This window comes from Arthrobacter sp. Z4-13, assembly GCF_054792705.1.
Genome location: NZ_CP096459.1, coordinates 4001065 through 4022478, shown reverse-complemented (window position 1 = coordinate 4022478; position 21414 = coordinate 4001065). Strand labels below are relative to the sequence as shown.

23 protein-coding genes and 1 tRNA gene are annotated in these 21414 nt (G+C 64.4%); 17 read left to right on the top strand and 7 right to left on the bottom strand.

The features are described 5' to 3' along the window. Positions 1 to 10: 10 nt before the first annotated feature. On the top strand, positions 11 to 313 hold the full coding sequence (locus M1E07_RS20455) for a hypothetical protein (protein ID WP_461188421.1): 303 nt from the start codon (positions 11 to 13) through the stop codon (positions 311 to 313). A gap of 55 nt (positions 314 to 368) precedes the next feature. Here the strand turns inward: M1E07_RS20455 and M1E07_RS20450 are convergent, their stop codons facing one another. Beyond that, positions 369 to 899 carry a MarR family winged helix-turn-helix transcriptional regulator gene (locus M1E07_RS20450; protein WP_461188420.1) on the bottom strand — a complete coding sequence of 177 codons (531 nt, stop codon included), beginning with the start codon at positions 897 to 899 and terminating at the stop codon, positions 369 to 371. A gap of 270 nt (positions 900 to 1169) precedes the next feature. Here M1E07_RS20450 and M1E07_RS20445 point away from each other — a divergent pair, with 270 nt between their 5' ends. Genes M1E07_RS20445 through M1E07_RS20435 form a run of 3 tightly spaced genes read left to right on the top strand, consistent with a single transcriptional unit; the run spans position 1170 to position 3108 of the window. After that, positions 1170 to 1988, top strand: a complete 819-nt coding sequence (locus M1E07_RS20445; RefSeq protein ID WP_461190452.1) for a hypothetical protein — start codon at positions 1170 to 1172, stop codon at positions 1986 to 1988. After that, positions 1985 to 2416, top strand: coding sequence for a phage holin family protein (locus tag M1E07_RS20440; protein WP_461188419.1), 432 nt, complete (start codon positions 1985 to 1987; stop codon positions 2414 to 2416). The genes M1E07_RS20445 and M1E07_RS20440 overlap by 4 nt, the downstream gene beginning before the upstream one ends. After that, positions 2413 to 3108 (top strand): DUF3618 domain-containing protein, encoded by a 696-nt coding sequence (locus M1E07_RS20435; RefSeq protein WP_461188418.1) that lies wholly within the window; start codon positions 2413 to 2415, stop codon positions 3106 to 3108. Before M1E07_RS20440 ends, M1E07_RS20435 begins: the two co-directional genes overlap by 4 nt. Before the next feature lie 68 nt (positions 3109 to 3176). Here the strand turns inward: M1E07_RS20435 and M1E07_RS20430 are convergent, their stop codons facing one another. Further along, positions 3177 to 4013 (bottom strand): LysR substrate-binding domain-containing protein, encoded by an 837-nt coding sequence (locus tag M1E07_RS20430; RefSeq protein ID WP_461188417.1) that lies wholly within the window; start codon positions 4011 to 4013, stop codon positions 3177 to 3179. On the opposite strand from M1E07_RS20430, the gene M1E07_RS20425 reads away from it, so the two are divergent. Further along, the gene (locus tag M1E07_RS20425) at positions 3976 to 4380 is read left to right on the top strand and encodes a DUF5997 family protein (RefSeq protein WP_461188416.1); all 405 of its coding nucleotides are present in this window, start codon (positions 3976 to 3978) and stop codon (positions 4378 to 4380) included. The genes M1E07_RS20430 and M1E07_RS20425 overlap by 38 nt on opposite strands. Before the next feature lie 90 nt (positions 4381 to 4470). Here the strand turns inward: M1E07_RS20425 and M1E07_RS20420 are convergent, their stop codons facing one another. Then, positions 4471 to 4851 (bottom strand): VOC family protein, encoded by a 381-nt coding sequence (locus M1E07_RS20420; RefSeq protein ID WP_461188415.1) that lies wholly within the window; start codon positions 4849 to 4851, stop codon positions 4471 to 4473. A gap of 151 nt (positions 4852 to 5002) precedes the next feature. Between M1E07_RS20420 and M1E07_RS20415 the strand changes: the two genes are divergently transcribed. Continuing rightward, positions 5003 to 5602, top strand: coding sequence for a hypothetical protein (locus M1E07_RS20415; protein ID WP_461188414.1), 600 nt, complete (start codon positions 5003 to 5005; stop codon positions 5600 to 5602). Positions 5603 to 5676: 74 nt separating this feature from the next. Then, complete coding sequence (locus M1E07_RS20410; RefSeq protein WP_461188413.1) at positions 5677 to 6276, top strand: DUF6919 domain-containing protein; 600 nt, start codon at positions 5677 to 5679, stop codon at positions 6274 to 6276. Between the two features lie 18 nt (positions 6277 to 6294). Here the strand turns inward: M1E07_RS20410 and M1E07_RS20405 are convergent, their stop codons facing one another. Together M1E07_RS20405 and M1E07_RS20400 are read right to left on the bottom strand one after the other, a co-directional pair. After that, on the bottom strand, positions 6295 to 6777 hold the full coding sequence (locus M1E07_RS20405; RefSeq protein WP_461188412.1) for a pyridoxamine 5'-phosphate oxidase family protein: 483 nt from the start codon (positions 6775 to 6777) through the stop codon (positions 6295 to 6297). A 94-nt stretch (positions 6778 to 6871) separates the two neighbouring features. Continuing rightward, entirely contained in the window at positions 6872 to 8257 is a 1386-nt protein-coding gene (locus M1E07_RS20400) for a flavin monoamine oxidase family protein (protein ID WP_461188411.1), read from the bottom strand. A 138-nt stretch (positions 8258 to 8395) separates the two neighbouring features. On the opposite strand from M1E07_RS20400, the gene M1E07_RS20395 reads away from it, so the two are divergent. Beyond that, on the top strand, positions 8396 to 9106 hold the full coding sequence (locus M1E07_RS20395; protein ID WP_461188410.1) for a TetR/AcrR family transcriptional regulator: 711 nt from the start codon (positions 8396 to 8398) through the stop codon (positions 9104 to 9106). Between the two features lie 58 nt (positions 9107 to 9164). Here M1E07_RS20395 and M1E07_RS20390 read toward each other — a convergent pair whose 3' ends face one another. After that, entirely contained in the window at positions 9165 to 9743 is a 579-nt protein-coding gene (locus tag M1E07_RS20390; protein WP_461188409.1) for a hypothetical protein, read from the bottom strand. A 493-nt stretch (positions 9744 to 10236) separates the two neighbouring features. Here M1E07_RS20390 and M1E07_RS20385 point away from each other — a divergent pair, with 493 nt between their 5' ends. The 3 genes from M1E07_RS20385 (at position 10237) to M1E07_RS20375 (ending at position 13277) form a co-directional block, all read left to right on the top strand. Next, positions 10237 to 11295, top strand: a complete 1059-nt coding sequence (locus tag M1E07_RS20385) for a M20/M25/M40 family metallo-hydrolase (RefSeq protein WP_461188408.1) — start codon at positions 10237 to 10239, stop codon at positions 11293 to 11295. Positions 11296 to 11440: 145 nt separating this feature from the next. Next, positions 11441 to 12568 carry an L-talarate/galactarate dehydratase gene (locus tag M1E07_RS20380; protein WP_461188407.1) on the top strand — a complete coding sequence of 376 codons (1128 nt, stop codon included), beginning with the start codon at positions 11441 to 11443 and terminating at the stop codon, positions 12566 to 12568. Between the two features lie 10 nt (positions 12569 to 12578). Continuing rightward, positions 12579 to 13277, top strand: a complete 699-nt coding sequence (locus M1E07_RS20375; protein WP_461188406.1) for a FadR/GntR family transcriptional regulator — start codon at positions 12579 to 12581, stop codon at positions 13275 to 13277. 103 nt (positions 13278 to 13380) lie between these two features. Here M1E07_RS20375 and M1E07_RS20370 read toward each other — a convergent pair. Next, positions 13381 to 13463 (bottom strand) — tRNA-Leu (locus M1E07_RS20370). Between the two features lie 375 nt (positions 13464 to 13838). On the opposite strand from M1E07_RS20370, the gene M1E07_RS20365 reads away from it, so the two are divergent. Genes M1E07_RS20365 through M1E07_RS20340 form a run of 6 tightly spaced genes read left to right on the top strand, consistent with a single transcriptional unit; the run spans position 13839 to position 21411 of the window. Beyond that, entirely contained in the window at positions 13839 to 14582 is a 744-nt protein-coding gene (locus M1E07_RS20365; protein WP_461188405.1) for an FhaA domain-containing protein, read from the top strand. Further along, positions 14579 to 15061: an FHA domain-containing protein FhaB/FipA gene (locus M1E07_RS20360; RefSeq protein ID WP_461188404.1), complete on the top strand. Its 483-nt coding sequence runs from the start codon at positions 14579 to 14581 to the stop codon at positions 15059 to 15061. Before M1E07_RS20365 ends, M1E07_RS20360 begins: the two co-directional genes overlap by 4 nt. 2 nt (positions 15062 to 15063) lie before the next feature. Continuing rightward, entirely contained in the window at positions 15064 to 16827 is a 1764-nt protein-coding gene (locus tag M1E07_RS20355) for a PP2C family protein-serine/threonine phosphatase (RefSeq protein ID WP_461188403.1), read from the top strand. Continuing rightward, entirely contained in the window at positions 16824 to 18221 is a 1398-nt protein-coding gene (locus tag M1E07_RS20350; protein WP_461188402.1) for an FtsW/RodA/SpoVE family cell cycle protein, read from the top strand. Before M1E07_RS20355 ends, M1E07_RS20350 begins: the two co-directional genes overlap by 4 nt. Continuing rightward, on the top strand, positions 18218 to 19678 hold the full coding sequence (locus M1E07_RS20345; protein ID WP_461188401.1) for a peptidoglycan D,D-transpeptidase FtsI family protein: 1461 nt from the start codon (positions 18218 to 18220) through the stop codon (positions 19676 to 19678). The genes M1E07_RS20350 and M1E07_RS20345 overlap by 4 nt, the downstream gene beginning before the upstream one ends. Next, the gene (locus M1E07_RS20340) at positions 19675 to 21411 is read left to right on the top strand and encodes a serine/threonine-protein kinase (RefSeq protein ID WP_461188400.1); all 1737 of its coding nucleotides are present in this window, start codon (positions 19675 to 19677) and stop codon (positions 21409 to 21411) included. The genes M1E07_RS20345 and M1E07_RS20340 overlap by 4 nt, the downstream gene beginning before the upstream one ends. Positions 21412 to 21414: the final 3 nt, after the last annotated feature.

Here is a 21414-nt window from a genome sequence, read left to right as displayed (position 1 = left end):
AAGGTGAATCATGGCAACGTCGAATGAGAACCAGGACCCTGCCCCCGGTGGCGTCATCATCCCTGAAGAGGATGCGCTGCCGAATCCCACCCGGACGGGCCACGGCAAGATGCCGGAAAACATAGACGACGACGTATACGAAGCAGCAGCCGATCAGGAGCGGGTTGCAGCCGGCCTGGCTGACTACGCACCTGACGATGTCCCACCGGCCACGGACCCTTTGCCGGCCGAATCATCAGAAGCTGCCGATTTGGCCCAACGGGGGCTGCTGGAAGACAACGACGCCACCGGAAACCAGGAGAACAAAAAATAGCCAGTCACGACAAGAGGGGCAGGGCCATGCCGGCACTGCCCCTCTTGCCTTGTCTTCACTCGTGCGGCTGGTCCAACCCGCGCAACCCCTTGCCGCGGCCGCCATGGGAACGGCGCACGTTCCTGTGCTCAGGAGCGACGAAGGGAACCACCTCCGGGTCCCGGCTGGGCGGCAGCGCACGAATAAACTTCGACAGCTCCTCCTGCAGGACCGTCCAGGAGACGTCGGCATCATCCGGGTAGGCATCATATTCCGCCTGCCGCGCCGCCTCGAGCGCTGCCTTGCCGGCCTGGGTAAGTTCTACCTTGAATTGCCTGCGATCCGCAGAGTGGCGGTTCCTGCTGATATGCCCAGACGCCTCCAGCCGGGTGAGTACCCGGCCCAGGGTTTGGCTCTGCACCCGGACCACTTCCGCCAGCTGCTCCTGGTTCAGTGGTCCGGCAGCCAGCCCCTCGAGCGCTATGACAGCCGCCCTGGTCAAACCTAGGGGGGCCAGAGCATCATCCTGACGCCGTTGGACCAGACGCGCCGCCAGCGTGATAAGGCGGTAGCTGTTCCGGGCATCCGGATCGAGATTGCTGGTCATCGGCCGCGGCCTTCCTGTAGGTGGCGAAGTGCGGGTGCCATCACCCCTTCATGCGTCGCTACCTACCTACAATAAGCATGCTTAGCATCAGGTTCGCAAGTAGGCTTACTATCGCTTTGGCCAGCAGGCCTTTATGGCAGCCTTCAAAACACACCCCTTGCAAACCAAATGGGAAGTGTGCTTAGTATCTAAGTAGTAACCATGCTTACTAACTACAGCCAGCACTGCTGGTTCTTGATCGCCAGCTGACCCTTTCCGAAAGAGAGCATGATGACAGAGAACCAATGGCCCCAGACGCCCAACCCTGCTATCTCCGATCCTTACGGCGCCTCAGAGGTTGGCACTGAAGGCACCTTCACTACCTCGGGCACAACGGATTCCGGCGCCAGCTCCAAGAAGCAGGCGGCCAAGGAAGAAGCTTCGAACGTGGCCGGCCAGGCCGCCTCGGCAGCCCAGGGCGTAGCCCAGACGGCGAAGGAAGAAGCAGCCCACGTTGCCTCAGAGGCTAAGTCCAGCGCGCAGGACCTGCTGTCCCAGGCGAAGTCAGGATTTTCCAGCCAGGCCGGCGCGCAGCAGCAGAAGGCCGCCGACGGCATCCGGACGATCTCCAGCCAACTGCAGAGCATGGCCGATGCCCCGGAGCAGCAGGGCATCGCCAGCGACCTGATCCGCCAGGCTGCCGACCGCACATCGTCCGTGGCTTCCTGGCTTGAAAACAAGGACGCAGGATCGCTCGTGAATGAAGTCCAGACCTTCGCCCGAAACAAGCCCGGCACATTCCTCCTGCTCGCCGCAGGCGCCGGTATTCTCGCGGGCCGCCTTGCCCGCGGCCTCACCGCGGGCACCACGGGTTCACAGGGTGCAGTCCAGTCCGCTCAGGCCCAGCGGAGGGTGGCGGCTCCCCAGGCAGCGCCGCTCCGGCAGGAGACGGTGTTCGCCGCAGGAAGCGACACGGACCTGTACGACGAGCCCGTTGTAGGCACCGGAACTCCGGTTTCCACAACGTCACTGCCTTCCGGCACCGCGGAAGACACGCCCCTCCGCTTTGAGGATGACCCCTACCAGTCGAAGGAAGGACGCCACCTGTGAGTAGTTCTATCCCGGAGCCTGCTCCGAGTGAAGCGCATGTGAAGGCGGATAACGCGTCGCTGGGTGAGTTGCTGGGTGATGTCACCCGGGATTTGTCCACCCTGATGCGCCAGGAACTCGAACTGGCCAAGGCTGAAGCCAAGCAGTCCGCCACCAAGGCCGGCAAAGGCGGCGGGATGCTCGCCGGAGCCGGCGTCGCCGGTCACTTCGTCCTGGTGTTCCTGTCCCTGGCGCTCATGTTCGCCCTGGGCGCGCTGATGCCGCTGGGCTGGGCCGCCGTGATCGTCGCCGTGATCTGGGGCATCATCGCCGCGGTCCTGGCCTCGATCGGCCGCAAGGAGCTCAAACAGATCAAAGGCGTCCCGCAGACCGCCGAAACACTTTCTGAAATTCCCCCAACCCTAAAACCAGGTGAGGTAAACCGATGAGCGATAACCCGGACGCAATCCGCCAGGACATTGAAGAAACCCGCGCACGCCTGGGCACCAACGTGGACGCGGTCGCCGACAAAGTCACCCCCTCCAACATCGTCCACCGCCAAACCGACAAGGTAAAAGACGCTGTCACCGGGGTTAAGGAGAAAATCATGGGAGCAGCAGACTCAGCAACCTCCACCGTCCAGGACAAGGTCCATACAGCCACCTCCACCGTCCAGGACAAGGTCCACTCCGGCACCGGCCACACCGGGGACGCCCTGCACAGCACCGGCGACTCCCTCCACGGGGCCAAGGACACCGCCGCCGCCAGACTCTCTGACGCCGGCACCGCGATCTCGCACGCACCGGCACAGGTCAAAGCCCAGGCCCAGGGCAACCCCCTGGCCGCCGGCCTGATCGCATTCGGCGCCGGAATGCTCATCTCGTCCCTGATACCGGCCAGCCAGAAAGAACGCGAAGCCGCCCAGCAGCTCAAAACCGCCGCCGAGCCCCTCGCCACCCAGGTCACCGGCGCCGCCAAGGACATGGTCCAGGACCTGAAGGAACCAGCCCAGGAAGCCATGGAAAACGTCAAGGCCACCGCCGCTGACGCCGCCCAAAACGTCAAAGCCGAGGGCCAAGGCGCCGCCACCGACGTCAAGGACCGCGCCACCGACGCCAAAACCAACGTCCAAAACACCTAGACATGTTTAGACACCAGGAAGGCGGGCTCCGCACGGAGCCCGCCTTCCTGGCGTCTCAAGGGGCGGTGCTAGCGTTTGCCCTTTTTCCGGGATCCTTTGCCCCTGCCCTTGTCCGGGTTCGGGGCATAGCGCTGGGCTACCTTGGGAGCCTTCTTGGTTCCGCTGCCGCGCCGGTCCGGTTTGGGCTCCTTTTTGGCCTTGACGGGTTGGGCGGAGGGCTGCCGGGAGCTCTGGGCAGTACGCCCGCGCACGATCCCGATGAACTCCTCGATGACTTCGTCCGTGGACCCGGCAGGCCAGGCAACAGCAATTCCGGTGACCGGTGCACCGGTGAGCCGCCTCGCCACGGTGTCTTTGACGTTGAAATGTCGGGCCACTGACATGGGCAGGACCACCAGGCCTGCACCGGTAGCCACCACCTGCAGCGCGGCCTCCGGCCCACCGAGCGCCGTCACATCCAGGAAGGCCTCCTGCTCCAGGTCGGCAAACGCCACTTCCTCAAACACCGAGATTTCGTGGCCCTTGGGCGCAACCACCACGGGCTGCTCCTCATACAGAGGGATCACGTTGAGGCCTTCGCGCTCCACCGGGAGGCGGACGAAGCTGAGGTCCGCGGAAGCGTCGCGCAGCACCTCAACCTGTGCGCCGTCGTCGGACATAAAGGCCTGCAGCGGAACGTCCGGCACCCGTTCTTCCCACCGGCGGATCCACTTGCCGGGCGTCACTCCCGCCACGTAAGCGACGCGGAGGACGCGGGGGGCGTCCGGCTCAGCCGGGTCAGCAGACCCTGCGGGACCGGTGTCTGTCTGGGGGGCGTTGTCGGTGGGCACGTCTTCACAGTACCGTCCGCCCGGATACCCTTGAAGCATGACCTCTGCAAACTCCCAGTCCATGAAGCCGGCCACCGTTGCCAAGAAACTTGGCATCTACCTGCCCGCAACACCGCAGGAGTTCCAGGAATCGACTATCACCCGCGCCGAGTTCGCCGAACTCCAGGCCAACCCGCCGGAGTGGCTGGCCGAACTGCGCCGCAACGGTCCGCACCCCCGCCCCGTGGTGGCCCAGAAGCTGAACGTGTCCATCAGCGGCCTGTCCCGCGGGGGCGTGGAGGAAGCGCTGACGACGGCGGAAATCACCGCGCTGCTGCAGGCTCCCCCCGCGTGGCTGGTCAGCGAGCGCGCCACCCACGCCGCAGTCCGCGCCGAAGCCCAGCGGGTGAAGGAAGAATCTGCCAAGAAGGACGCCAAGCGGGCCCGCGCACAGGCCGAGTAACTTCGGCCGGCTTTTGACCTGGGCTTGTTCGCGGATCCGAACCTTGATGGTCCGGATCTGCAAACAAGCCTCTGTCATGTGAGGGGAAAGCTAGTCCTGGTGCAGCTGGATGAAGTTGCCGCATCCGTCGTCGAACACTGCGCTGATTCCGGAGGGGTCTTCAGTCGGTGCGCCCTGGAAACTCACTCCGGCCTTGGTGAGCCGGTCGTATTCGGCCTGCACGTCCGGAACGCCGAATACAACCGCGGGCAGGCCTGCCTTGTACAGCGCCGTCATGTAGTCCGAGGCGATCGGGTTGTCGCTGGGTTCCAGGAGCAGGCCGACTGATCCAGCGTCGGCGCCGGGGTCCTTGATGATGAACAGGTTGTACTCCGGCATGGCCATCAGCGTCTCGAAGCCGAGTGTCCCGGTGTAGAAGGCATGGGCGGTGGCGGGATCCTGCACGTGGATGCTGCACATCTTGAGTCTCATGGTCCCAAGGTACGTGCCGCCACGCTGGCCGGAAAGTCCCTGCCTTCGCGTGCCGGGATGGCCGCGCCCATTGACCGGGGCGCGGGAAGGGGCTGGAATGGAAGGACGAGCCCGGCGTTTCCCGCCGGGCCTGTGGACGTGGAGGTGCAAGGTGGCAGCCATCGCAGAAGCCCTCTTCCAGGGGGCATGGGTCCTTCTAATGTGGGGATCCGTGTTGGTCATCAGCGTCGCGGCCACCGTTTTCCAGGTCCGACGGCGCGCCCTTGCTGCGCCGGACACGGAACCCGAGCGTTCAGACCAGTTGTTCTGGGACCTCTTCCTGGGCGCGGCAGTGGCCCTTCCCGCCCTGCTCATCCCTGCCCTGACGTCCGCCTGGGCGGGGCTCTTCCTCGCCGGCGCGGCCGTGGCTTCAGGCGTTGCTGCATACCGCGGCAGCCCGCGACTAGTGGCTTGGCTGTCCCTTCGCCGGCAGCGCCGCGAGTACCTGCCCCTCCACACGGCCGCGCAGGCCGAACACAGCGTGCTGCTGGAGCGCTGGAGCCGGTACGAGCTGGATCCTGCGTTCTGCATCGACTACCCCGCCATGACTGACGTCCGGCTACCGCAGGCCGCTGCCGTTATCAAGGCCATGCGCGAGGCCGAGCAACTCCGGGCCGCGGGGCACCAGGGGTACCCGCCCGCCGTCGAACGCCTTGGCCGCGCCCTCGCCGAAGCTGAACAGGCGGCAGGAATCCCTGCCAACCGGCGGTAGCTCCTTTTTTCCACGCGTTAACTGCTGTGTCGCCGTCACTGGAGTCCAGGGGCCGGGCACCGTAGCGTTTGAGGATGGAGCTTCAAGAAACGCAAGACCGTGACCGGTTCGGCAGGCGGCTGGAGGACCGGGGTGCCTGGCGCCAGGCCACTACGCTGGCGGGGGCGGGGGAACTGACAGCGCGCTGGCTGGAAGGAAACAGTGAATTCCAGCCTGCCACCTTCACGGCGAGTTTTGACGCCGAAACCGCGCCCATCGCCGTGGAACTTGCCGCCTTGAACCGGAACGGGTTGTTTACCAAGGAGTCCCAGCCGGGGCTGCGGTCCGCCGGTGTTGCCCAGCGGCAGTACGTCACGGGGTTCTGCAGTGCCGAAATTGTTGCGCAACTGCTGGCGTTGTCCACCCGGTCCGAGTTGGTGACCGTTGCCCATGCGCCGGGCGAGTCCAGCAACGCGGCCATCCCGGTGACACTGGACGGCGGCGAGGTGGTGACTGTGCTGGGGTCCAGCGAGAACCCGGTGACAGAGGATCAGATCCAGGACTGGGCCGGGGAAACCAACGACAACCTGGCCCTGCTGCTGGCCGACTCCTGGTACGTGGAAATCCTGGACCCGGCCTGGGGCCGGGACGACGTGCTGCTGCCCGCCGTCCTCGGCGCCCTGACCGGCGCATAGGTCCGGTTTCCAGGTTCCCTACAGCTCTACGGTGCCGCTCTCGCCCACACTCATCCGGCTGTGGGTGACCTTGGACTTCACCCACTGGAGGACCGTGGCGGCCGTACCGCCGGGGCTGGTCCAGTATTCGGCGGAGTCGGAGTCGATGCGGAGCAGGCACACCTCAGGGGTGTCCGGACCGTCCGGGAACCACGCTTCGACGGCCTGGTTCCACTTTTCGCGGATCTTTTCCCGGTCCGTCACCACCTCGGCGGTCCCGGCCACGGAAACCCACTCGGTGTTCTTGCCGAAGGAAACGTTCACGCGCGGGTCGGCCCGGACATGGGCAATCTGCGAGGTGCCGAGGCCGGTGAAGAACCACATGTCGCCGTCGTCCTTAACATCCTGAACGGCCAGCGGCCGGCTGACGAGCGCGCCTTCCTCGTTGATGGTGGTCAACATTCCGATGTGGGAATGGTTGATGATGTCCGTAACCTTGCTGATGCTCTCGGTGTCAGTCATGTCTCACCTCGTTCGTCTGGGTACGGGGACGCTCCCCACCGCCCAGCCTATTGGTAAGCATGCTTAGAATCCACCCCGCATTCCCCTCCCCGGCTCAGGCGGGAACAGCCACCCGGGCCGCTTTGACGATGCTGGCAGCAGTACGGCGGCCCATCCGGATGGCGCCGTCCACGTGCTGGTAGCCTTCAGCGGCCAGGTCGGAGGAGGACCAGTAGATGGGTCCCACCGGGGCGTGCTGGTCCTTGCCGTAGCGGTGGAGGCCACCGAGGTCATAACTGGAGGCGTAGGCGCCGCGGGTCCACTCTTCCGAGCCCCAGTCGGACTCGTAATAGACCTCGGGCTCCAGTGCCTCGGCGCCCAGGAACCCGGCAATGGACGCCAGGACAGCACGCTTGCGTTCGCCGGCACTCAACTCGAAGACGGCGTCGGCCTTCTCATCCGAGATGAATCCCACCAGCGTGCCCCTGGTGTCGCCGAAGTTGGTATTGTCGTAAACCTCCTGGACCAGGGACCCTGCGCCGAAGCACGTGCCGGACAGGCCGGAATTCCGCCAGAACGGCCGGCTGTAAACCGCGTGGACCTTGATCACCAGGCCCAGCGATTGGTGCTGGTGCATCTGGTGCTGGCGGCGCGGCAGCGGCGGGTTGAACGAGACGCGGGAGTACAGGTTGGGCGGAACGGCCATGATCACGAATCGGGCGTTGACGGTGGCCTGCTCCGACTCGACGGTGACGCGGTGCCCGCCGTCGGCGTCCGGCTCCCAGTTGATGGTCCGCACCGGGGAGTTAAGGACGACGTCGTCCCCCAGCTCCTGCGCGACCAGCAGGGAGACCTGCTGCATGCCGCCGACCACGCGGCGGTCCAGGATGAAGTCCTCGTCCGTGAGATGCGTGAAGGAGCCCGCGGACGCGGCCATCAGCACCGCCTGCAGGGCGGAGAAGGCGTGGGCAGGCTTGGTGAGCATGCCGCCGGCGATGAACAGGCCGATGTTGTTGCAGGCTTCCTCATTGGCGGAGTGCCGCCGGAGCCAGTGATGGAAGGAGATGGTGTCCAGTTCGCGGGCCTTCGGATGCCCCCAGGGTTCGGTGGGGCCGATCTCGGCGGCGAGTCCGTCCAGCAGTGCTGTCAGGCGGTCCATCTCGGTTTTGGTGTCCGGGTCCACGGGGAAGGTATCCCCTGCGTACCGGACGGGGATTCCGTCCTTGCCGATGTACATCGAGTCGCCTTGGCGGTACCGCGGGTAGGTCTGGAGGCCAAGCTCGCCCAGCAGTTCCAGGAGTACGGTCTGGTCCGGCGAGACCCACTGGCCGCCAATTTCCAGCATGGCGCCGTCCACGGTGTCGGTCCAGGTGCGGCCGCCCACCCGGTCACGTGCCTCGAGCACGGCAACGGTCAGGCCGGCCTTCTTCAGTTCACGGGCCGCGGTAAGTCCCGATGGCCCGGCTCCAACGACAACGACGTCGCGGTTCAGGTTCAGCATGATGTCCTCTCTTGGGCCCCTCCAGTGATGGGGACCACTAAATGAATGCCATTCATTTAGTAGAACTATAGCTGCTTGGCCCGGAGACCGGAAGTGCCGGGTGGAATAATGCTGGAGACCACCAGAGAAAGGCCAGTAATGCCGGCAGTACCAGCCGTACAGGGACGCTCCGCCGGAAACGGGGGTGCCGCCACCGGCAGTGGGGGTGCCGCCAGGAGGCGGGCGGGGCGGCCGTCTGCCGCACTGCTGGATAAAGCGGGAATCACGGCGGCGGCCCTGAAGCTCATCAACCGCAGGGGCTATGACGGGCTGACCATGGCCGGCCTGGCCAAGGAACTTGATGTGGCGCCGTCAGCCCTTTATAACCATGTGGCCGCCAAGCGGGATGTCCTGCTCCTGGTTGAAGACCATCTGACCTCGCTGGTGGACGTTTCCGACTTTGGCGCAGTGCCCTGGGCGGAAGCTGTCCGCAGTTGGGCCTGGAGCTACCGAAATGTCTTTGCCGAGCACACGCCGCTGATTCCAGTGATTGCCGTTCTTCCTGTGACCGACGCGCCACAGACACTGGCCATGTATGAGACGGTCAGCAAGGGCTTCCTCGACGCCGGCTTTCCGCAGGAACGCGTAGTTTCCTCCATCGTGGCACTGGAGTCCTTTATCTTCGGCTCTGCCTACGACGTTACGGCGCCGGAGGATATCTTCGATTCAGGATCCATGGCCGAATCCACTCCACACTTCACCGCCGCTGTCCGCAGCGCTGCAGGCGGGCGGGGGCGGCCCGCCGATGTGGCATTCGAACTTGGGCTTGAGGCACTGATTTCCGGATTGGATGCGCTGCGGATCAGATAGTCCTCCAGGTTGGCTTCCAGGTTGGCAACGCCGCGGTGCACGAGCGGGATGGGTCGATTCATCGGGTGACGATGTCCACCAAGGATTCACCGATACAGGTCAGACGGTCCTTCGAAGCTTCCTCTCCGGCGCTGGTTGTTGATTTGTCCTTCCGCGGCGCGTACTTCAGGATCGCGGTAAGGGTCCTGGCCTGATCACACGTGAACCGTTTTCCAGTGGCCGGATCAAGCCAAGGCTCGGAGTCTTCCAGATGCCCGTTCATTTCCAGGGCCGGCAAGGGCGCCGTTGGCCGCCCGCCATTGTCAGTGACAAAAAGGCCAGGGTGACTGTGCGGGTCATAGTAGACGCGGGGTCTGCGGTCCCGGATGAGTTCCTGCGAGCTGCCGGAATGCTGCCCTGCCCAGTGCAGGCTGAGGTTCTCGCGGGGTGATTCGTGAACGCTGCCATTGCCGCCGTTGATCGCTTCCGTGGGGGCGGCCTCTGCGCGGGGGTCGGACCTTTCGTACCGGAACCAGGTCCCGGAGGACCGGACATAGATCACGCCGGGGTCATCGGCAGGGACATAGACGTCTACGTCCGCCTTAAGGTGCCCGCTGAGGTCATACCCGTGGTCTGCGGGCGGTCCGCTGCCCATCATCACTTCACCATCTGGCCGACGATTTTGAAGCGGCTGGCTAGAGTGTTCCGGTCGCGGTGTTGAGCATGCGTCGGAGCGGTTCGGCTCCTCCCCGGAGAACTGCAGATTCCAGTGACTCAAAAATGTCCAGCATTTGCGGGATTTCCTGCCAACTTGTGTCAGCGGACCGGACCACCGCGTCCGGCCCTGACGACACTTTTCAAATGAAGGACGCTACGGGCAGCGAACTCGCGCGTCACGGAAGCCCTGGATTTCCCCCAGCCGCGAATCCCGGCTTCCTGCCGCGAACAGTTCCGCGGCGACAATTACGGCAAATCCTACCTACAAAATCGAATATAGGGCACTCACCCCAAGGAAAACATCAGTAATAAGTACTTGCTTTTTAGGTTGGGCCACTACCTGAATCCCCAATTGACCCTGGCCAGCCACCAAGTCCTACCCGTCTTACAAAAAAACACTTTCCCAACGCTGCTTCAGGCACTAGTTTTCATTCATGAAGGCGCTTCACCCCACGGGCAAGCCCAGCCACAAGGCAGGCATAGCCTTCCTCGCTTTGACGCTGCTCCTGTCAGCGTGCTCATCGCCCGCCCGAACCGTTCCCAAGCCGGAGGCACTCATCACTGCGCTACCCGCGCAGGCCAGTGAAGTGCGCGAAGCTTTCGGGAAAAGGAACCTCACGCGACACCTTGAAGCCCTGCAGAGGGTAGCCGACAAAGCGGGAGGAAACCGGGCCGCCGGCACGCCCGGATATGAAGCATCAGCGCGCTACGTCGAGGACCAGTTACGCGCCGCCGGCTACACTCCCGTCCGGCAGGTCTTCACGTACAGGGATGAAGACCTTGAGGCTGACAGGGAAACCTTTAATATCCTGGCTGACACAGCCGGAAGCGCAGATCACACCGTAGTCGTTGGCGCGCATCTGGACTCGGTGCACGAAGGCCCCGGGATAAATGACAATGCAAGCGGCGTGGCCGCCATGCTCGAAACCGCGCGGTGGATGACCGAGACGGGCGTAGAACCGAAAAACAGGGTGCGCTTCGCGTTCTGGGGGGCAGAGGAAGTCGATCTGTTGGGTTCCCAGCATTACGTGGATGAGCTCAGCGCAAGTGAAGTCGCCCAAACCGCCGTGAATATCAACCTCGATATGGCGGCCTCACCCAACGGGGTGCGGTTTGTCCACGACGGTGACGGCTCCAGCTTTGGTGATGCCGGCCCAGCCGGCTCCCCGGGACTCGAAAGCATTCTCCTGGACTACTTTGCCAAGAACTCGCTCCCGGCCGAGCCGACCGAATTCATCGGCGACTCCGACTACGACGCCTTTTTCCGGGCGGGCATCGCCACCGGCGGACTCTTTGCCGGAGACGTCGGCACAAAAACCTCCGAACAGGTACAGAAATTCGGCGGGACCGCGAACGAAGTCCACGACCGGTGCTACCACAAAAGCTGCGACACAATCGAGAACGTCAACCAAGAGCTGCTGAAAGACATGGCCGGGGCCCTGGGCTACGCCACCCTTGCTTTCGCCGTCGCTGATATGCAGCCGGGGAAATAAGCCCAACCCGAGTTACCTGTTTCACTCACTCAACACCACTGCCATTGCTGCAACGCCGTCATCAGCGGCCTACTTGTCATACAAGTCATCTACTTCTAGTATAAGAGAGCGGGCGAAGGAGCCCGGCCCCGCCTTAAGGAGAACCATGAGCCCCGTCGATCTGATCCGGCACGTCAAACTGTCCACTGCCAAGCTCCCCCTCGCTGTCCCGATCAGCGACGCCAAAGTCTTCACCGGGCGGCAGAAGCCCATGACTGAGGTGGTCTTCCTCTTCGCCGAAATCACCACTGAACTGGGGCACACAGGCCTCGGCTTCAGCTACTCCAAGCGTGCCGGCGGCCCCGCACAGTACGCGCATGCCAAGGAGGTGGCGGAGGGCATCATCGGCGAAGACCCCAACGACATCGCCAAGATCTACACCAAGCTGCTTTGGGCTGGCGCCTCGGTGGGCCGTTCCGGCGTCGCCACCCAGGCCCTCGCCGCCATCGACATTGCCCTCTACGACCTCAAGGCCAAGCGCGCCGGACTTCCCCTGGCCAAGTTCCTCGGTTCCTACCGCGACTCCGTGCAGACCTACAACACCTCCGGCGGATTCCTCAACGCCACCCTTGACGAGGTGAAGACCCGCTCAACGCAATCCATCGAAGAAGGAATCGGCGGCATCAAGATCAAGGTGGGCCTCCCGGACAGCAAGGAGGACCTGCGCCGTGTCGCCGGGATCCGCGAGCACATTGGCTGGGACGTTCCGCTCATGGTGGACGCCAACCAGCAGTGGGACCGGGCCACCGCCCTGCGGATGGGGCGCCAACTTGAGGAGTTCAACCTCATCTGGATCGAAGAACCCCTGGATGCCTACGACTTCGAGGGCCACGCACACCTGGCGAACGTCCTGGACACCCCCATCGCCACCGGCGAAATGTTGGCCTCCGTGGCCGAACACAAGGGCCTCATCAATGCCAGCGGCTGCGACATCATCCAGCCGGACGCCCCCCGGGTTGGCGGCATCACGCAGTTCCTCCGGCTCGCCGCACTGGCGGACGAGCGCGGGCTGGGCCTGGCCCCGCACTTCGCCATGGAGATCCACCTGCACCTGGCGGCGGCGTACCCGCGCGAGCCGTGGGTCGAGCACTTCGACTGGCTCGATCCCTTGTTCAACGAGCGCCTCGAAACCAAGAACGGCCGGATGATCGTCCCGGACCGGCCGGGCCTGGGCGTTACCCTCAGCGACCAGGCACGCGCCTGGACCACCGAGTCCGTGGAGTTCGGCGCGTAATCTTGTTGCCATGAGCCGGAACCTCACCGCGGACCTCGCCGCCGACCTTCGCACCCGCATCGTCGACGGCGCCATTCAACCGGGCGAGAAGCTCCCCAGCGAAAACACCCTCATCAGTGACTTCGGCGTGAGCCGGACCGTTGTGCGGGCCGCCCTGACCAGGCTCCAGGCCGAGGGACTGGTTGAAACCGAACGCGGGCGGGGCAGCTTCGCCCTCACGCCGCCGTCGGACGGGCCCCAGGCAGCACCCGGGGCCCGTCCGGTGGCGACGATGGAGGACCGGCTCCACCTGCTCGAGTTCCGGATGGGGGTGGAGGCTGAGGCCGCGGCGCTTGCTGCCCGGAACCACACCGAGCGGCAACTGCGGGCGGTTACGGCGGCGCTCGAGGAGTTCACAGCGAGTGGGGGCCATCCCGCGCATGCCATGAAGTCCGACTTTGAGTTCCATCGTGCCGTCGCGGTGGCATCCGGCAACCCGTTTTACTCGGACTGCCTGGCGGCCCTGGGCCAGACCATGATCGCCATGCCGCGCACCCGGCTGATCACCGGAGCAGAACACTACGCACGCGATCACTTCGACCAGGTGGTCCAGGAACACCGTTCCATTACGGAGGCCATCGCCGACGGTGATGAGGCTGCGGCGGCTGCCGCCATGCGCAGCCACCTGGCCAACTCCCGACGCCGGCTCAAGGCTTCCGCGCGGCGGTAGCCTGTGTGCCTCCGGAAAATGCGCCGCGTCCTATAGGAAAAGCGGCTGTACGGGCAGTAAAAGCAAAAGAGCCCCGATCTGTTGACCGGGGCTCTTTGTTGCGTGCGCGAGGGGGGATTTGAACCCCCACACCCTTTCGGATACTGGCACCTGAAGCCAGCGCGTCTGCCGTTCCGCCACTCGCGCGCAACTTCTTTCACCGAATTCCGGCCGGTTTCCCGAACCGCAACCCTGCAAAAGCAGCGAGATCAAGCATAACGGACATTTGCCGTAAAACACCAATCGAGGTCCCAAGGCCTTGCCAGGCGCCAACATAGCAAGGTCAGGAACAAGACTGCGCCACGTCCAGCACCACAGGCAGCCGCGCGCCACAGTCAGCCCGATATTGAACTTTTGGCAGCGCCCGGCCGTTGTGGATTAAGGTCATTCACAGGCCTGCCCAGTAGTATCTGATGTAGGGGTGACTGCTGCACGCAGGCACACCGGCGGCTTGAGAACAGGCTTGCAAGTGAACTTACGGAACGAAAACTGCCCCGCAGCCGGGGGGAAAGGAGAAGGACCATGGGTCTGCTGGACAAAGTCGAGCGCGGCATCGAAAAGGCCGTCCGGGGCGTCTTCTCCACCGGCTCGCGCGCCCAGGTTGAACCCGTGGAGATCGCCAGCAGGCTGCGCCGGGAAGTGGACCACAGATCCCTGAGCGTTGCCGCGGGCCGTACCTTGGTGCCCAATGTCTTTGACGTCCAACTCAGTGATGAGGACTTCAAACGGGCGCAGGAATGGGGCACGCCGCTGGCCGAAGAACTGTGCGACGTTGTAATCAACCACGTCCGCAGCCAGGGCTACACCCTGCAGGGTTCCGTGCGGATCTCCTTCCGCCGTGATGCCGAACTGCGCCCGGGCGACTTCGAAATCGCCTCCTCAACAGAAAAATCCCAAGGCGCTTCCGGCGGTCCTCCGCCCCGTCCCAACCTTCCCGCCGCTCCCAGCCGTCAACCCGTCCGCCTGCAGCCGGTGCTGGACATAGACGGCCAGCGGTATTCACTCAACGCTCCGTCCATCGTGCTGGGCAGGTCCTCCGAAGCGGACATCCTGGTCGAGGACACGGGCGTCTCCCGCCGCCACCTCGAGATCCGGACTGCCAACGGCGTCTCCAGCGCAGTGGACATGGGCTCCACCAACGGGAGCTATGTGAACGGGCACAAGGTCGGCGGGAGCACCGAACTTACTGACGGCTCCACCATCACGATGGGACGGACAAGGATCATTTTCCGCCTGCTTCCCGCTGGCCCCGGCGGCCACGCATGAGTGACCTGACCATCACCGCATTGCGGTTCGGCTTCCTGCTCCTGCTGTGGGTGCTGATCTTCAGCATCGTCTCGGCCATGCGCCGCGATCTCATGGTGGGCCGGAAGGCCGCCGCCGGCGCCCCCACAGCACGCCAGGTCCGCAAGAACCCCGAACTCGCCGAAGCGCCGCCGCAGCCGGTAAAGCAGCAGGCACGGGAACTGGTGGTCATTGAAGGACCACTCAAGGGACGGACACTTCCACTGGCCGCGAGCCCGATCCTGCTGGGCCGCGCCCAGGAGGCCACCCTGATCCTGGAGGACGACTACGCCTCCGGCCGTCACGCCAGGCTGTTCCCGCAAGGCAGCCGCTGGTTCATCGAGGACCTGGGCTCCACCAACGGCACCTACCTGGCGGACCAGCAGCTTACCCGTGCACTGCCCGTTGAGCCTGGCGTACCCGTGAGAATCGGCAAGACGGTCATCGAATTGAGGCCATAGCCGTGGCCGCCCCACAAAGCCCCGCAACCGACCCCAAACCGGCGCAGCGGCCCCTCATCATGCGGTTCGCCGCGAGGTCCGACGTCGGCAAAATCCGTTCCAAGAACGACGATTCAGCGTATGTGGGACGGCACTTGGCCGTGGTTGCCGACGGCATGGGCGGCCACGCGGGCGGCGACGTCGCCTCCGCTGCCACAGTCCTGGACATGATCCACCTGGACCGCGGGGATTACGCCGGCGACGCCGCCACCACCTTGGCCGATGAAATCCAGACCGCAAACTCCCTGCTGTCCGAGCTTGTGCACATCAATCCCAAGCTGGCCGGGATGGGCACAACGGTAACGTCGCTCCTGCTCGCAGAGGGAAAGCTGCACTTCGCCCACATCGGTGATTCCCGCGCGTATCGTCTCCGGAACGGCGAATTTGAGCAGGTCAGTGTTGACCATACGTTTGTGCAGCGGCTTATCGACGAGGGGCGGCTCCGGCCGGAGGAAGCTGAAACACACCCGCACAAAAACGTCCTGATGCGCGTCCTTGGTGACGTGGACGCCAGCCCTGAACTGGACCTGGACACCCTGGAAGTGGAGCCGGGCGAACGCTGGCTCCTCTGCTCCGACGGGCTAAACTACGTCGCCGGGCACGCAGTGGAACGGACAGTGCGCGAGACAAAGGATCTCCGCGAGTGTGTGGAGACCCTCGTGGATCTCACCCTCGAGGCCGGCTCCCCGGACAACGTCACCGTTGTAATGCTGGAAATTGCCGAAGAAACGTCCGACGACGTCAGTACTGCCGCCGTCGACGTCATCCCCTCGCACGAAGTCACCAAGGCCGCTGCCGTGTCGACGAGCGCAGGCTCGCCTGCCGGCAAGGCACCGGATTCGGTTGACGGCGCCAAGTCGGCTGCCGGCTCCTTAGGAAAACCACCCGCTGCCAATGCTTCGAACGTTAACGCAGGCAAGGAACCGGGGGCACCGGAACCAGGCAAAAGCAGCGGCAACTCAGATTCTTCTGCAGCGGGCGCCACAGATCCGCACTTGGGCGAGCACCTTTCCGCCGAAGTCCTTCGCGATGAACTTGCATCCCGCCCCCACGAACTGGTGGGAGCAGCCGCGGCAGCTGCGGAGTCCGGCTCCATTCCCACCATCGCCGGCCGCACCGTTGCCCGCCGCGCCGCCACCCTTCTCACCCACAAGGCCGACCCGCAAACCGGTGACGCGGAGGACGACGTGGTACCGCTCAAGCCACGGCGGTGGTTGACGTGGTCCATCGCCGCGTCCGTGCTGGTGGTCCTCACCATCGGGCTCTGGCTCGGCTACGCCTGGACGCAGACCCGCTACTACGTCGGCGTGTTCGATTCCCGCGTCGCAATCTTCAACGGCGTTTCCCAGCGTTTGGGTCCCATCCAGCTTTCCAGCCTCGAGACGGTCACCGCTATCCGGATGGATTCCCTGCCACCGTTCTCTCAGCAACGCGTCCGCCAGACTGTTCCTGCCCAGGACCTCTACGACGCCCAGCGCATCGTGAAAAACCTCGAACTGACCGGCACCACGTCGCCTGAAGAAGATTGCGTACCGCCGTCTGCCTCCCCCGGAGCCACCGCCTCCCCAAGCGCTCGGGCAACTTCCGCCACCGCCTCCCCAAGCGCTCCGGCAACTTCGGCCACCGCCAATCCGGCTCCGGCAACTTCGGCTCCGGCAACTTCGGCCACCCCGGCGAGCCCATCCCCCACACCCAGTCCCACAGTTACCTGCGAGGTGGGCCAATGAGCCAGCTCAGTACCACTCCCAAACCCCGGCGCAACGTGGAGCTCGCGTTGCTCCTGCTCGCCCTGGCCGTGGGCATCGGGGCCAACATGCTGGTAGGTGTGGACCAGGAAAAGGCCTTTGACTCCGACTTCTGGTTCCAGTCCAGCCTCCTCGCTCTAGCCGCCCTCGTATTCCACGGCGTGCTCCGCTTCCGCGCGAAATATGCCGATCCGGTCATACTTCCGCTGGTGGTGGCCCTGAACGGTATCGGCCTAGCGATGATCCACCGCCTGGACGCGCCTGACGCAGACACGGGCAACAACCAACTCCGCTGGACACTCATCGCCATGGGCGTGGCCATTGCTGTGATCTGGTTCCTCAAAGACCACCGCATCCTGCGCAGGTTCACCTTCATCTCGCTGGCCGCCAGCGCCCTGCTGCTGGTGCTGCCGTTGATCCCAGGCATCAGCGCCGGGGAGATTCTCGGCGCCCGGGTGTGGATCCAGCTTGGGCCCATGACCTTCCAGCCGGGTGAAGTCGCCAAGATCACCCTCGCCATATTCTTCGCCGGATATCTATCCTCAAACCGGGACCTGATCCTGCTGGCCGGACGGAAAATCGGCCCGCTGCAGTTCCCCCGCTTCAAGGACATGGGCCCCATGATCACCGCATGGCTGGTCAGCATTGGCGTCCTGATCTTCCAGCGCGACCTCGGCTCATCCGTGCTGTTTTTCGGCCTGTTCATCGTGATGATTTACGTGGCCACCAGCCGGATCAGCTGGGTGGTGATAGGTCTCGGGCTGATCCTGGGCGGCGGGTTCGTCGCCTCGCGGGTCTTCTCGCACGTCGAACTGCGCATTAGCGGCTGGTTGAACGCCTTCACTCCGGAGGTCTACGACCGTTTTCCCGGCGGGAGTCGGCAGATTGTCCAGGGACTCTTCGGCATGGCCAACGGCGGCCTGATGGGGACCGGCCTGGGCCAGGGCCGTCCTGATCTGGTGCCGTTCGCCAACAGCGACATGATCATCGCCTCCCTCGGCGAGGAACTCGGCCTGATCGGGCTCTTTGCCATCGTCCTGATGTACCTGCTGCTCTTCACCCGCGGCTTCCGGGCGGCCCTCGGCACCCGTGACGCGTTCGGAAAGCTCCTCGCCTGCGGCCTCTCCTTCGCAGTGGCGCTCCAGTGCTTCGTGGTCATCGGCGGCGTCACCCGGCTCATCCCGCTGACCGGCCTCACCACCCCGTTCCTGGCAGCCGGCGGCTCCTCCCTGCTGGCCAACTGGATCATCGTGGGTCTGCTCCTGATGATTTCCCATACCGCCCGCGGCCCGGTGGATACCACCCCCCTGCCTCCTGCAAAGGGTGCGGAATCCGCAGGCATTGATACTCCTACCGAGGCGGTGAAGCACCTGTGAACCAGGCAATACGGCATTCATGGGTAGCGGCGATTGCCATGTTCGCACTCATTTTCGGGGCCATCAGCTACGTCCAGGTGGTTGGAGCTGAAGAGCTGGAAAACAACCCCTGGAACCAGCGCGCCATCCTGCAGAACTACTGCAATGACCGCGGCGCCATTGTTGTTGCCGGAACCCCCATTGCGGAGTCGGTGGAGAGCGGTTCGGAGACCTGCGCGTTCCAGCGAACCTACCCACAGCCGGAGCTGTACGCAGGGATCACCGGCTACTTCTCACAAACCCATGGCACCACCGGCCTCGAGCGGGGCATGGGGGAAGAAATGGCAGGCAGTTCCGACCAGCTGTTCCTCGACCGGGTGGGTCAACTCTTCCTGGGCAACCAGCCCAAGGGTGCGTCCGTGGAACTTACCATCGATCCGGAGATCCAGCGGCTCGCCTACGATCTCATCCCGGACGGCCAGCGCGGCTCGATTGTGGTCACCAACCCCAAGACCGGTGCAATCCTGGCCATGGTGTCCAAGCCCTCCTACGATCCCAACCTGGTGGCCACGCAGGATATAGATGCTGAAGCTGCCAACATGAACGAACTCGTGAAGGTCCCGGGTATCAACCTGAACCAGAACGTCAGCGGTCCCACCGGGGAACTCCTCGCACCGGGCTCCGTGTTTAAACTCGTGGACACCGCCGCGGCCCTTGCCTCCGGCAAGTACAACAAGGACAGCGAGCTCCCCAACCCCGCTGAAATGCCCTTCCCAGGCATCGAGTACAAGCTTCCCAACTACGCCGGCGGCAACTGCTACACCCGGGACACGGCGGACTTCGCGTTCGCGCTGCAGCAGTCCTGCAACACCCCGTTCGCGAGCATCGCCCTGGACCTGGGCCGCGATGCAATAGCGGAACAGGCAACGAAGTTTGGCTTCGGCGAGGACATGGGCGACCAGCTGAAGCTCGGCTATGCCAGCGACAACGGCTTCCCGGACGAACTTGATGACCCGGGGCTTGCCCAGTCCGCCATCGGACAGCGCGACGTCCGGGCCACGCCCCTGCAGGTGGCCATGATGACCGCGGCCATCGCCAATGACGGCGTCCAGATGAGGCCCACCCTGATCAAGACCCTGCGTTCCCCGGACCTTCGTGTCATCGATGAACCGCAGCCCGAACAGTTGCGGACCTCCACCACCCCTGAGATCGCCAATCAAATCACCGAGTGGATGACCAGTGCGGTCAGCGAGGGCATCGCCAACAGGGCAGCGGTGCCGGGAGTCCAGGTGGCAGGCAAAACCGGAACTGCAGAGTTGGGCAATGGTGTAAACAACTCCTGGTTCACTGGTTTTGCCCCGTCAAACAACCCGCAGGTGGGTGTCACGATCGTCATGGAGGGCGTGGACATCACTACCGGCGCACAGCTTACGAGTCCGAACGCGAAGAGAATTTTTGAGGCGGTGTTGAATAAGTGAGGCCTACAACCGGAATCACCCTCGGCGGCAGATTCCAGCTGACCACGCGGATTGCGATCGGCGGTATGGGTGAAGTCTGGAAGGCCAAAGACCTCGTCCTGGGCCGCATCGTCGCCATCAAGGTCTTGAAGGAGGAATACACGGGGGACCCCGGCTTCCTTCAGCGCTTCCGTGCAGAGGCCCGACACACTGCCCTGCTCAACCACGTGGGCATCGCGAACGTTTTTGACTACGGCGAAGAAGAGGGCTCCGCCTACCTGGTCATGGAACTGGTACCGGGCCAGCCGCTCAGCGCCATCATCGAACATGAGCAGGTGCTGTCCCCGGACCGCACCCTGTCCATCATCGCGCAGACCGCCCGTGCACTTTCCGTGGCGCACGCCCAGGGCCTGGTGCACCGCGACGTCAAGCCGGGCAACCTCTTGATTACTCCTGATGGACGCGTGAAGGTCACGGACTTCGGCATCGCCCGCCTTGCTGACCAGGTTCCCCTCACCCAGACGGGCCAGGTGATGGGAACAGCGCAGTATCTGGCACCTGAGCAGGCCACCGGCCAGACGGCCACGGGTTCTTCGGACATCTACTCACTGGGTGTCATCGGCTACGAATGCCTCTCCGGACACCGGCCGTTCTCCGGCGAATCCCAGATCGCCATCGCCCTCGCCCAGGTCAACGATGCGCCGCCACCACTGCCGGAATCGCTTCCCACCCCGGTGCGCGCCCTCCTGATGTCAATGCTCGCCAAGGATCCCAAGAGCCGGCCGGCGAACGCCATCAAGCTGGCAGAAGCAGCGGAAGCCATCCGGAACGGAGACGTCAGCGCCGCACGCGCTGCTGTCCCGGGCATGCTCCTGTTTGACGCCGACACGGGTCCCATCACAGCCCCCGTGGACACCGCCACTGCCCCCACGGGTGTTATCGGTGGCCAACGGGACAGCTCACCCACTGCCACCTCCGCGTTGCCGGTGCTTGGGGCCGGTGCTGCCGGCGCTGGGGCAGGAATGGCGGCCAGCGCCGCAGGTTCCCCGGCTGCCGATGCTGGCGAACCGCAGGGAACGCTCGCCCGGGCCAATGCCCTCGCAGCCGAGCGGAACTGGGTCCCGGAAGAATCAACGTACGACGACGAGCCCGCCGACGAGCCCCGGCGCAAGGGCCGCAGTCCCTGGACCTGGCCCCTGATCGCCCTGGTCCTGCTGCTCCTGTTCGCGCTGGCCGGGTTCCTGGTGAACCAGCTCGGAGTGTTCTCCCCGTCCGGCGATCCCTCGTCCAGTGCCCCTTCCGCCAGCGCCCCGGCCACGTCGGCCACCCCCACCCAAACAACGCAGTCGGCCACCCCCACCCAGGCCCCCACCACACCCGCGCCTACCACGCCCCCAGCGCCGGAAACCGTGAACGTGATCCCGGCCGCCTTCTTGGGTGAGAACTTTGAGGTAGTTCGGACCGAGCTTTCCAATCTTGGGCTTGCAGTGACAGTGGAACCGCTCCAAACCAACACAGCTCCGCCCGGAACAGTGGTGCAGCTGAACCCCACTGGTTTGTTGCCTGTTGGATCTCCCATCACCGTGACCTATGCGGTGGCACCGCCCGCGCCCACCACGTCCTCTCCGGCGCCGGCGCCGACGCCGACGCCCGCACCCACAACCTCCTCCGTTGCGGCACCAACAGCGCAAGAACCTCTCCCGGACTGCGAAGACGATGAGCTGCCGGGCCTGCCTCCAACCTGCCAGCCATAACCG

Bases quoted from the DNA above. Each gene is read 5' to 3' on its own strand.
- M1E07_RS20455 (WP_461188421.1), top strand. From the start codon at position 11: ATGGCAACGTCGAATGAGAACCAGGACCCTGCCCCCGGTGGCGTCATC.
- M1E07_RS20450 (WP_461188420.1), bottom strand. From the start codon at position 899: ATGACCAGCAATCTCGATCCGGATGCCCGGAACAGCTACCGCCTTATC.
- M1E07_RS20445 (WP_461190452.1), top strand. From the start codon at position 1,170: ATGACAGAGAACCAATGGCCCCAGACGCCCAACCCTGCTATCTCCGAT.
- M1E07_RS20435 (WP_461188418.1), top strand. From the start codon at position 2,413: ATGAGCGATAACCCGGACGCAATCCGCCAGGACATTGAAGAAACCCGC.
- M1E07_RS20425 (WP_461188416.1), top strand. From the start codon at position 3,976: ATGACCTCTGCAAACTCCCAGTCCATGAAGCCGGCCACCGTTGCCAAG.
- M1E07_RS20420 (WP_461188415.1), bottom strand. From the start codon at position 4,851: ATGAGACTCAAGATGTGCAGCATCCACGTGCAGGATCCCGCCACCGCC.
- M1E07_RS20410 (WP_461188413.1), top strand. From the start codon at position 5,677: ATGGAGCTTCAAGAAACGCAAGACCGTGACCGGTTCGGCAGGCGGCTG.
- M1E07_RS20405 (WP_461188412.1), bottom strand. From the start codon at position 6,777: ATGACTGACACCGAGAGCATCAGCAAGGTTACGGACATCATCAACCAT.
- M1E07_RS20400 (WP_461188411.1), bottom strand. From the start codon at position 8,257: ATGCTGAACCTGAACCGCGACGTCGTTGTCGTTGGAGCCGGGCCATCG.
- M1E07_RS20395 (WP_461188410.1), top strand. From the start codon at position 8,396: ATGCCGGCAGTACCAGCCGTACAGGGACGCTCCGCCGGAAACGGGGGT.
- M1E07_RS20390 (WP_461188409.1), bottom strand. From the start codon at position 9,743: ATGATGGGCAGCGGACCGCCCGCAGACCACGGGTATGACCTCAGCGGG.
- M1E07_RS20385 (WP_461188408.1), top strand. From the start codon at position 10,237: ATGAAGGCGCTTCACCCCACGGGCAAGCCCAGCCACAAGGCAGGCATA.
- M1E07_RS20380 (WP_461188407.1), top strand. From the start codon at position 11,441: ATGAGCCCCGTCGATCTGATCCGGCACGTCAAACTGTCCACTGCCAAG.
- M1E07_RS20375 (WP_461188406.1), top strand. From the start codon at position 12,579: ATGAGCCGGAACCTCACCGCGGACCTCGCCGCCGACCTTCGCACCCGC.
- M1E07_RS20365 (WP_461188405.1), top strand. From the start codon at position 13,839: ATGGGTCTGCTGGACAAAGTCGAGCGCGGCATCGAAAAGGCCGTCCGG.
- M1E07_RS20360 (WP_461188404.1), top strand. From the start codon at position 14,579: ATGAGTGACCTGACCATCACCGCATTGCGGTTCGGCTTCCTGCTCCTG.
- M1E07_RS20350 (WP_461188402.1), top strand. From the start codon at position 16,824: ATGAGCCAGCTCAGTACCACTCCCAAACCCCGGCGCAACGTGGAGCTC.